The organism is Enterobacter cloacae complex sp. P1B, assembly GCF_014982345.1.
Lineage (GTDB): Bacteria > Pseudomonadota > Gammaproteobacteria > Enterobacterales > Enterobacteriaceae > Enterobacter > Enterobacter bugandensis.
On sequence record NZ_JADCLF010000016.1, the window covers coordinates 155,957 to 165,461 of the forward strand.

Annotated in this window: 13 protein-coding genes; all 13 read left to right on the forward strand. The window is 51.1% G+C overall.

Annotated elements, in window-relative coordinates; translation table 11 throughout:
* Positions 1 to 104 precede the first annotated feature (104 nt).
* Positions 105 to 791 (forward strand): Rha family transcriptional regulator, encoded by a 687-nt coding sequence (locus INF77_RS19525; RefSeq protein WP_193532161.1) that lies wholly within the window; start codon positions 105 to 107, stop codon positions 789 to 791.
* A 203-nt stretch (positions 792 to 994) separates the two neighbouring features.
* Positions 995 to 1,570 carry a terminase small subunit gene (locus INF77_RS19530; protein ID WP_050806413.1) on the forward strand — a complete coding sequence of 192 codons (576 nt, stop codon included), beginning with the start codon at positions 995 to 997 and terminating at the stop codon, positions 1,568 to 1,570.
* Positions 1,557 to 2,897 carry a PBSX family phage terminase large subunit gene (locus tag INF77_RS19535; RefSeq protein WP_193532162.1) on the forward strand — a complete coding sequence of 447 codons (1,341 nt, stop codon included), beginning with the start codon at positions 1,557 to 1,559 and terminating at the stop codon, positions 2,895 to 2,897. The genes INF77_RS19530 and INF77_RS19535 overlap by 14 nt, the downstream gene beginning before the upstream one ends.
* Before the next feature lie 9 nt (positions 2,898 to 2,906).
* The gene (locus INF77_RS19540) at positions 2,907 to 4,163 is read left to right on the forward strand and encodes a DUF1073 domain-containing protein (protein ID WP_193532163.1); all 1,257 of its coding nucleotides are present in this window, start codon (positions 2,907 to 2,909) and stop codon (positions 4,161 to 4,163) included.
* A complete protein-coding gene (locus INF77_RS19545) occupies positions 4,156 to 4,962 on the forward strand; it encodes a phage minor head protein (protein ID WP_193532164.1) in 807 nt (268 codons plus the stop codon). Before INF77_RS19540 ends, INF77_RS19545 begins: the two co-directional genes overlap by 8 nt.
* 12 nt (positions 4,963 to 4,974) lie before the next feature.
* Positions 4,975 to 6,075, forward strand: a complete 1,101-nt coding sequence (locus INF77_RS19550) for a DUF2213 domain-containing protein (RefSeq protein WP_193532165.1) — start codon at positions 4,975 to 4,977, stop codon at positions 6,073 to 6,075.
* Positions 6,075 to 6,584: a hypothetical protein gene (locus INF77_RS19555; RefSeq protein ID WP_193532166.1), complete on the forward strand. Its 510-nt coding sequence runs from the start codon at positions 6,075 to 6,077 to the stop codon at positions 6,582 to 6,584. The genes INF77_RS19550 and INF77_RS19555 overlap by 1 nt, the downstream gene beginning before the upstream one ends.
* Positions 6,585 to 6,593: 9 nt before the next feature.
* Complete coding sequence (locus INF77_RS19560) at positions 6,594 to 7,532, forward strand: DUF2184 domain-containing protein (RefSeq protein ID WP_193532167.1); 939 nt, start codon at positions 6,594 to 6,596, stop codon at positions 7,530 to 7,532.
* Between the two features lie 31 nt (positions 7,533 to 7,563).
* On the forward strand, positions 7,564 to 7,767 hold the full coding sequence (locus INF77_RS19565; RefSeq protein ID WP_006809758.1) for a hypothetical protein: 204 nt from the start codon (positions 7,564 to 7,566) through the stop codon (positions 7,765 to 7,767).
* Positions 7,767 to 8,174, forward strand: a complete 408-nt coding sequence (locus INF77_RS19570; protein ID WP_160863186.1) for a DUF4054 domain-containing protein — start codon at positions 7,767 to 7,769, stop codon at positions 8,172 to 8,174. The genes INF77_RS19565 and INF77_RS19570 overlap by 1 nt, the downstream gene beginning before the upstream one ends.
* Complete coding sequence (locus tag INF77_RS19575; protein ID WP_227413933.1) at positions 8,159 to 8,626, forward strand: hypothetical protein; 468 nt, start codon at positions 8,159 to 8,161, stop codon at positions 8,624 to 8,626. Before INF77_RS19570 ends, INF77_RS19575 begins: the two co-directional genes overlap by 16 nt.
* Positions 8,623 to 8,970, forward strand: a complete 348-nt coding sequence (locus INF77_RS19580; RefSeq protein WP_006809755.1) for a hypothetical protein — start codon at positions 8,623 to 8,625, stop codon at positions 8,968 to 8,970. The genes INF77_RS19575 and INF77_RS19580 overlap by 4 nt, the downstream gene beginning before the upstream one ends.
* Complete coding sequence (locus INF77_RS19585) at positions 8,963 to 9,502, forward strand: hypothetical protein (protein WP_193532169.1); 540 nt, start codon at positions 8,963 to 8,965, stop codon at positions 9,500 to 9,502. The genes INF77_RS19580 and INF77_RS19585 overlap by 8 nt, the downstream gene beginning before the upstream one ends.
* Positions 9,503 to 9,505: the final 3 nt, after the last annotated feature.

Here is a 9,505-nt window from a genome sequence, read left to right on the forward strand (position 1 = left end):
CAGAACCTTTCAGGATGACCCTTGAGGATACCGGTTTGGCTATCGGTGCCTTCTGTGGGCCGGACTCCTGTGTGACAAGGTTCATCACTAAAAGGTAATTACCGATGCAATTAGTAGAAATCAAGAAGCTCGACCTGGTCACCAATACTGCCGCCATCGCCGAAGGTGTTGGGAGAGACCATGACACCATTATTAAACTGGTTGACCGTAACAAAAGTGACCTTGAGGAATTCGGCGGGGTCGGATTTGAAATCCGCACCCTGGAAACAAACGGCGGCAAGCAAAAGCAAAGGGTGGCACTGCTAAACGAACAGCAAACCACTTTGCTGATTACATACATGCGAAACAACGAAATTGTCCGGTCATTCAAAAAACGCTTGGTCACTGAATTCTTCACTATGCGTAGCGCGCTGGCGAAGAAGAAAATGGATCGCAACTCTGCGCGTCTGGAATACAAACCCATGACAGACGCCATTAAGCATGAGCGTGAAGCTCAGGGTAAGCAGATTGCTCCGCATCACTTCAGCAACGAAGCTGACCTGATTAACCGTCTGGCACTCGGCATGACGGCTGCCAAGTTTCGTGTGCATCACGAAATCGGGAAAAAAGATCCTATCCGCGATTACCTGACTCCGGAGCAAATCCATTGCATCACCGAACTGCAACGCGCTAATACAGTGTTCATCAGCATGGGGTGGGACTTCGAGCAGCGGAAAGAAGTGCTTCGCGGTATGTTCGATCGCAATCACCGCAAGCCACTTATTGAAGAGCAGCACAGGCTCGCTGCTTAATCGCCGTGCATATTTGCACTGTGAGAGCCACTTTCACAACGGCTCTTCATTACAAAGCGTCTCGACGGGGCGCTTGATAATGAATATCCCCAGCAGCGGATAAATCATCTGCTATCCCTTTGAGAGGATAAATAAACATCAGGCGGAATCCACATTGTGTACGGATGCTCGCAGGTGATAGCGAATAACCACAAGGAATCGACATGGAGCTAACTGAATACCAGAAAGCCCTATTCGATGATCTGACAAAACTACAGCAGAAGTTTGCGTTAGGCATCGTGAAGGGGCTTAGCCAAATTGATGCGTACAAACAAGCCGGTGGTAAGGCCAAGAAAGATGAAACCGCCAGTGCATGTGCGAGTGAAATCCTAACCAATCCTAAGGTAAAGGCATTTATCGACGAGATGAACAAGGAAGCCATCACAAACGCTGTTATGACGCGACAGGAAGCCCTTGAGCGGCTTTCGGTGATGGGAAGGGCATCTTTGCATGAGATGGTTGAATTTAGCGAGGTAGAGCTCGGCACAGACGATAACGGCAAGCCCATCATCCAGGCTGGATGGAAGTTTAAAGATTCTGCATTGCAGAGCGCCGGTTCGTTATCGGCAATCTCAGAGCTCACGGCGGGTAAGCGAGGAATATCAATCAAGCTTCACGATCCGAAAGCTGCCATCAAACAACTTGCAGAGTTGCAGGGATGGGAACCTCCGAAAGAGTCGAAGCTAACGATTACGGCCACAAAGCCATTGTCGGAACTTTTTGAAGATGACGAAACTTAACCCTGTATTCAAGCCGTTCATTAAGCCTCATCGCTACAAGGTGGCAAAGGGCGGGCGAGGCAGCGGTAAGTCATGGTCTATAGCCAGGCTACTCGTCGAGATATCCCGGAGGGGTACATACCGATTCCTTTGTGCCCGTGAATTTCAGGCGAGCATCGCCGACTCCGTTATCCAGCTTATCGCCGACACGATAGAGCGAGAGGGATATAACCACGAGTTCGAAATACAGAAGGTCTACATCCGCCACCTGGCGACGAACAGCCTTTTCATGTTTTACGGGATTAAAAACAACATCACGAAAGTGAAATCCCTTGAAGGCATAGACATATGCTGGGTAGAAGAGGCTGAGGCAGTAACAAAAGCCAGCTGGGATGTCCTGATTCCCACGATTCGAAAGCCTGGCTCAGAAATTTGGGTGAGCTACAACCCAAAGAACATTCTGGACGATACACACCAACGATTCGTGATTAACCCTCCGGATGATATTTGCCTGCTGACGGTCAACTGGAACGATAACCCTCACTTCCCCGATGTATTGCGCCTCGAAATGGAGGAGTGCAAGCGTAAGGACTTCGACCTATATCAGCACATCTGGGAAGGGCAGCCGGTAGCAGATAGCGACCTAGCGATTATTAAACCTTCCTGGATAGCGGCAGCGGTAGATGCACACATTAAACTCAATTTTGAGGCATCTGGCGCTAAGAGAATCGGCTTTGACGTTGCCGATGAAGGCGAGGATAGCAACGCGATCACTATGGCACATGGCTCAGTAGTTAAGGATGTTCAGGAGTGGAGTCGAGGCGATGTCATTGAGTCTGCTAACAGGGTTAATCAGTACGCAGACTCCATTGCCGCAGACAAGGTCATTTACGACTCGATAGGGGTTGGTGCTGGCGTGAAGGCGCAATTAAACCGCATCGCCAGAAGCCAGGTAGAGGGATTCAATGCGGCGGCGGCAGTTTTTGAGCCAGACCGAGAATACCAGCCAGGAAAGACCAACAAAGACATGTTCGCGAACCTTAAGGCTCAGGCATGGTGGGGAGTGAGAAATCGTTTCTATAACACCTGGCGAGCTATTGAGCATGGCGAGACGTTTCCTGATGACCAACTCATCAGCCTTTCATCTGACATCACAAATCTCGAATACCTCAAGGCAGAACTGTCACGCCCTCGCGTCGATTACGACAACAACGGCAGGGTAAAGGTAGAGAGCAAAAAGGACATGAAAAAACGCGGCATCCCGTCGCCAAACATGGCCGACTCTTTAATTATGGCCTTTGCGCCAACTTCTAATGCTCTGGCGAGGCTTAAAGCCCTTGCCAGTTAAGGTGAGGCAATGGCTAAACGCAACAACAGGCAGCAAAAGAAAATCGACAAGAAGATGAACATGGACAGCTACCAAAACGTGTTCATGAACATTGGAACAGGTGGTGACAGGTCAGCGTATAGCCGCATCCGTACAGCGCACCTGTTAACCAAAGCGACGCTCGACAGCATCTATCTCGGTGACGGTTTAGGTCGTCGCATCATTGACGTAGTGGCCGACGAAATGTTTCGTGCTGGCTTCACCGTAGACGGCGCAAACAATGAGCCTGAGATTATGTCTCGCTGGGATGAGCTTAACCTCACGCAGCAGTTTACTGACGCAGTGGCATGGGCTCGCTTATATGGCGGCTCGTTGATGCTATTCGGCGTTAATGATGGCGGAGACCTTCAGTCACCAATAGGCGAGGGTGAACTTGAGTTTGTCCGTGTGTACGACCGCTATCAGGTTCAGCCTTTCCTGCGCGATACCAACCCTGAAAGCGCGACATACGGAGAAATAACTCAGTACCAGATCAACCCTATCTCAGGAACGCCTTACTACGTTCACGCCAGCAGATGCCACGTGTTCGACGGAGAAAGACTGCCAAACCAGATTCGCCATCAGAATCAAGGGTGGGGCGCTTCTTGCTTGCAGGGCGTCTATCAAGCACTGACTGATTACGGTATGAGCCACGCACACGCTACAAGCCTACTTGAGCGCAAACAGCAGGGAGTCTGGTCTGCTGCTGACCTTGCTGACCTGTGCAAAGACGGTGAAGGTCGTGATGCTGTGCAGGCACGTCTCAATATGGTCGACATGACGCGCAGCAACGGCAACACCATCGGCGTGGACGCGAACACGGAGAAGTACGAGCTGCTTAATGGCTCTCTTGAAGGCGTGGTAGATGTACAAGACCGCAAGCAGTTACGCATATCAGCGCTGACCGGCATCGATGAGCAAATCCTGTTCACCAAAACGCCATCAGGTCAGGGAGCGGATAAAACCACCGTTCCTGAGTCATGGAAGCAGCTGATTGGGCGCAAGCAGAAGGATGAGGCGAGACCTGCGATTGAAAAGGCGGTCAACTTCCTCACCACTGATAAAACCTGGACGATTAAGTTCAAGCCTCTCTCTGTGCCAACAGAGAAAGAGCAGGCGGAGACGGCTAACCAGTGGTCACAGGCTGATGAACGCTATTCGCAGCTTGGATGGGTAAGCAACGATGAAGGTGTCGCCACACTGAAAAAACGTGGAGGCTACGTCTATCCGGAGATGAGCAATGGCTAAAGTCTGGCTTCATCCCTACGGCATAGAACGCGACTACACCAACGCGCTTGTAAAGGCCACCAGGCAATTCAACAAAGAAATCAACTCAGCCTATGGCGATATCCGGTTCGATGGCTGGCAGGACGATATGTCGGCTGTACTGGCTTATCTCCGCAATGCTGGAAACCGCATCTTTCAGCCAGTAATTGAACGACTGCCGACATTCTTCGCGCTAACGAGTCAGTTTAACGACAAGCAATGGCGGCTGGTTGTGAAAGGTGGAACTGGCTACGACATCCCGCCATCGCAGGCTGTTATTGCCGGACAGACCACTGTTCCCGTCTCATCAGGTGTTCTTGGTGTTGATGCTTATCGCGCTGAGCCATGGCTGAGAGAGATGCAGGAGTTATGGGTATCAGAGAACACCAGGCTGATTAAATCCATTCCTGCTGACGAACTGTCGGATATGGAAGGCATCATCCAGCGCGGCGTAATGAATGGCTCAAGTGCTGACACTATCAAGAAGCAGATTCAGGAGCGCTATGGTGTCACTGAGAGGCGCGCAAAGCTGATCGCAGTTGACCAGATAGGCAAAGCTAATTCAGCGCTCACGAAGCAGCGTCAGGCCGATGCCGGGGTAACCGGATACAAATGGCGAGGCGTACTAGATGAACGCGAGAGACCTGAGCACAGAGCGCGAGAAGGTAATTCCTACAAGTGGAGCAATCCGCCGCCTGATGGACATCCGGGGCAACCTGTTCGGTGTCGATGTTACGCAGAGCCCGACTGGTCTGGTTCAGTTTTCGATATCGGCAAATAAATAAGGCAAAACATGAAAACAGTATCTCGCTTCGATGTGGGAGAGCTTCGTGCGTCCGTAAACGAGGATGGTTATCTGGAGGACGTTCCGGTAGTAGGTCGCGTTGGCATCCAGTTATACCGAAATCCAGACGGCTCAGTTCGACGCGAGCTACGCCCACCTGAAGAAGTATTCAACGCTGACTCACTGGCTAGCTTCAAAGGCAAGCCGATCACTATCGGTCACCCGGGTGCGGTTAATTCCCGCAACGCTAAAAAGCACATGGTCGGAACCATGCTTGAGCCAGGCAGGCAGGATGGTGAAAACGTCAAAGTGCCAATCATGGTCTATGACGAGAACGCCATTAACTCAGCAACCAGCGGCAGGACAAAGCAACTATCTCTCGGCTACCGACTCGACCTCGATGAGACTCCTGGCGAATGGAATGGTCAGCCATACGACGCAGTCCAGCGAAACATCCGCATCAATCATCTCGCCCTCGTATCTAAAGCCCGGGCCGGTGATGTAGCAACACTGAATCTCGACGGTGATGAAGAAATCACTTTAGACGATGACGACAACCAACCAAAAGGTAAAACAATGCAGAAATTGCGACTCGACAACGGGCTTGAGTACGATGCTTCTCCTGAAGTCGTCGTGGCGTTCAACGCCCTTAAACAGGATGCAGAGGACGCTAATACCAAGCTGTCCGAAGCGCAAACAACCATCTCCACCATCACAGCAGAGCGCGACACTCTGAAAGCTGACGCAGCAGAGTTTGAAAACAAGCTGAAGCAGGCTCGCGAAGATGCAGAGAAAACCATTAAAGCTCGCACCGAACTCGAAGCAAAAGCAGAGAAGCACGGCATCAAGTGTGATGGCCTGGATGATATTGCCGTCAAGAAAGCGGTTGTAGCCAAGCTGAAGCCATCTATCAAGCTCGACGGCAAAGACGACACCTACATCAACGTCGCGTTCGACATGGCGATTGAGTCAGCACCTATGGAGCAGCAGCGCAAAATCGTCAATCAGGACAAAGCAGAAACTCGCGATGACTCAGCTGAACAAAAAGGCTCTGCCGCTGCTCGCCAAAAATACCTCGACCGCCTGCACGGCAAAAAGGAGACAGCATAATGCCTGTTCAGACTTCCTACGATAACGACATGCAGATCGCAATGCCTGGCATGCGTTCAGATTCAACCCATCAAATCACAGACGGTTGCAACGCAGCACAAGGCGCTATCAAGCCTGGCTATGTGGTTGCTCGCGTATCAGTGGCTAACGACAAGCGCGTAGTTAAGCAAGTATCTGCGGCTGGCGATGCAGCAAACCTGATGGGTATCTGCCGCTTCAGCCACTACGGCTGCGTAACCGGTCAGTATGAAGACGGTGATGCCGTCAACGTAATGACATGGGGCCGCATCTGGGCTGTAACAACACTAACCGCAGCACCAACTATGGGCGCTGATGTAAATGTCCTTACATCTGGCGCTGATGTCGGGAAGGTTGCAGCTACAGGTGGCTCTCTCGCGCTTGGCTGGAAGTTTACGGGCCGATTCACCACTTTCAAAAACAGCGCTGGCGTAACAGTTAACCTGGCTGAAGTTCAAATCCGTAACCAGGCTACACAGCCAACCGCATAAGGAACAATAATGGAACAGATGAATTACGACGAAGCGGACCTGTTCGCTATTGAACACGGTGCGGCGGCTAACGGCATTCGACTGGATGAAGGCGAGTCAATCTTCCTGGCTCGTGAGCTGGACTACGTTAAAACCAAGGTTTACGAAGTCGAATACCCTGCACTGACTGCGACCACTCTCTTCCCGGTCACATCAGAAATCCCTTCATACGCCAAAACGTTCACTTACGGCGTATGGGATGCAGTAGGCATGGCGCGTATCATCGCTGACTACTCTGACGACCTGCCAAATGTCGGCGTTAACTATCGTGAAGAAACCGGCAAGGTGTTCAGCCTGGGTAACTTCTACGAATACAGCCTGATGGAAATCCGAGCATCACAGGCAACCGGTAAGAACCTGCCAACTCGCCTCGCTAATGCGGCCCGTCGAGCGCACGACGTGAAGGTTAATGACCTGGCGTTCTACGGTGACGATGACTATCAGATCGTCGGCGTTCTGGATCACCCGAACATTCCAGTAACCACTTCTGCTGGCTGGACCACTGGCGCTATCGCTTCAGGTGAACTGGAAGATGCAGTATCAGCAATCGAGACGGTAACTAAAGGCTTGCACTCTGCGAACGTGATCGCACTGCCGCCAAGCGCCTTTAAAATCCTGTCCAAGCCGATGCCAAACACCAATACGTCTTACATGACCTTCTTCAACCAGCAATATCCTGGTATGCAGTGGATTCGTGTAAACGAGCTGGAAGATATCGATGGTGCAGGCACCAAGGCCGCTCTGGTTATGGAGCGTAACGCTGATAACGCATCGATGGAAATCCCGCAGCCGTTCGAACAACTGCCACCTCAGGCTAACAACCTGGCATTCAAGATTCCATGTCACAGCCGCGCTACCGGTGTGCAGGTTTACCTGCCGCTGACCCTGCATCTGATCAAAGGCATTTAAGAGGCTTCGGCCTCTTTTTTAAGGATTACCAATGAAGATTACCAACGCATCAGCACGACTGTATTACATCGCCGGTCAGAAACTGGCACCAGGCCAGACTGCCGAAGTAGATGATTCCTGGAAGGACAATAAAACGGTGCAGGCATCCATCACCAAAGGTGAGCTGCGACTCGCTGACAAAGATGAAGCCGTAACCGCCAGTCAGGTAGAGAAAAAAGAGAAGGACAAGAAGTAATGAACATTGCCGCATTTGAAGGTCTTACGCCTCTGGAAATCTTCCGCAAGCTAGCGCCTGAATTTGCGGCTGTTCCTGATGAGGTTGTTCAGGGTTACATCGACCTGGCATCACTGTTTGTCTGCGAAGACGAGTACGGAGACGCATATAACGTAGCTCTGGCTCTAATGGCGGCCCATATCATGGCATCGCCTGGCGGTTACTCTGATAACGGCTCAACATCATCTGGTCGCATCCTCTCACGCAAGGAAGGTGATCTGGCAATCACTTATGGCAACGTATCAAGTGATTCCAGTTACCTCAGCGGGACTACATACGGAAACCTGCTGCAACTGCTCCGCAAGAAGAGGGGGGCAGGATTCTCGATTATGACTCGCGGAGTCGTGGGGGGATGCTTGTGTCCGTAAAAATCACAGACAACAAGCGGCAATGGGAAAGGTTCAGGCGGGAGCTCAAGGCAACCGGAAGCAAAGAGGTAGTCGTCGGCATCCAGAAGGGTGAGGTAAATGATGGAGTTCTTGTCGCTGAATACGCCGCATGGAACGAATTCGGTACGAGGACAATTCCATCGCGGCCATTCATGCGCACATACTTCGACGCATCGGTCTCTCGGCTGGAAAGGTTCGCTACAAATGGAGTAACGCAAATCCTGCTCGGTAGAGCTACCTTTTCTCAGTTTCTGAGTGCGGCTGGCGTATTTATGGTGGATGGCGTCAAGAAGAGTATTTCTGGTGGCACCTGGACTCCAAACTCTCCGGTGACGATAGCGCTGAAGGGTTCATCAAAGCCGCTTATAGACACTGGCGTAATGCTTAATTCAGTCACCTTCGCCATTCATGATTACGGAAGGTCACAATGAGCAATCCGTTTCGCAGGCCTTATCAGGTATTTACTCCATCGCCTTCGACTTTGGTTAACGGCGTGATTGTTGATGGGGTAATGACGGAGTCAACCGCTTACTTCAGCGTGCAAAGTATCAAAGATACGCAGGAGATTGAGAGCCTGGAAGAAGGGAGGAGGTTAACTGATTATCGTCGGCTGTACAGCGACACTAAGCTTCAGATTACTGATGATTTCCCCATGGCTCAGCCTGCACTTGTCGTTATTGATGGTTTTAACTACGAAGTTAAGCACCGTGAACCATGGCAAAACGGAATCATACCCCACTATAAATATTATGTGGTAAGGAAACGCGATGGCTGAAACCACAGTGTCAAATTTCGTTCCTGATGCTGTAGAGTCTGCCGCTTACCGTGTTTTGTCCCAGCTATTATCCGTACCTCTCGCTCACGCCAATCAGAATAACTCCCGGCTTCCTCTGCCTTATGCCACGCTTCGTGTATCAACGCGCACGACCTTAGGCAGAGATGAGCATGGCGAAGTAGATGATGAAGGTGTAATGCCGTCACACGGCGTTAGAGAAGGAACGGTGATGGTTAATGTGTACGGCGGAAGCGCACGAGAGCATTGCGACGATCTGATTAATAACATCCGTAAAACCACATCACGCTACCTGATGCGCAGAGAAAAATTCATTATCGCAAACAGCGCACAGGTTAACGACCTTACAGGCCTGCGAGATGAAGCAAACTTCGAAGCGATGGCGAATGTAGACCTTACATTCCGCTATACCGGCAAGTACACGGATAACGTAGGGCTCATAGAAACCGTTGATGCGACAGGCGACATCGGCGGAATAGAAACACACCTCACTATCGCCGTCACATCCGACTAATCA